Genomic DNA, 572 nt, shown 5'->3' with positions numbered 1-572 from the left:
TTTCCGGATTCCCCACCGTGAAGACTCTGCAGCTTCCCCAGAACACCGGGCAGGACGGCTTCTTCGGCCATCGCATCTACGCCGCCGTGAGCTATCTGCTGAACAGCGACTACATCCTCTATCTGGACCAGGACAACTGGTACGAGCCCGGCCATGTCGCCTCCATGGTCGAGGCCTGCGAACGCCATGCCTGGTCGTGGTGCCACAGCCTGCGCAAGATTCACCGCCTGAGCGGTGAGTACGTCTGCGAGGACAATTGCGAGAGCCTTGGCGCCTGGCCGACCTATCTCCGGGCCAGCATCTCGTCGACACCTCCACCTACTGCATCCGTCGCGAGGTGATCGTCCAGCTTGCGCCGGCCTGGTACAGCCGATGGGGCGCGGACAGGCAATTCTACCGGGCGATTTCCACTCACGCACCGCGATTCGGATGCACCGGACGAAGTACAGTCTGCTATCGACTGGGCGGGAACCCGAACTCGGTGCCCGCGTCCTACTTCGAGGAAGGCAACGCGCGGATGGCGCAGCGTTATCCGCAGGCGTTTCCGTGGCGGAAGGCGAACGCGCCTATTG

At 63.1% G+C, this 572-nt stretch carries 1 protein-coding gene; it reads left to right on the top strand.

Translation table 11 applies throughout. The annotated features are described in order from the left end of the window. On the top strand, nt 1-341 hold a 341-nt coding region (locus tag AC1DWF_RS37145; RefSeq protein WP_476843427.1), incomplete at its 5' end, for a hypothetical protein. Nucleotides 342-572 lie beyond the last annotated feature (231 nt).

Source organism: Aminobacter sp. P4_D5, assembly GCF_056401815.1.
Note: the sequence above shows the minus strand (reverse complement) of the source record. Positions and strands in the feature narration are given on the sequence as shown.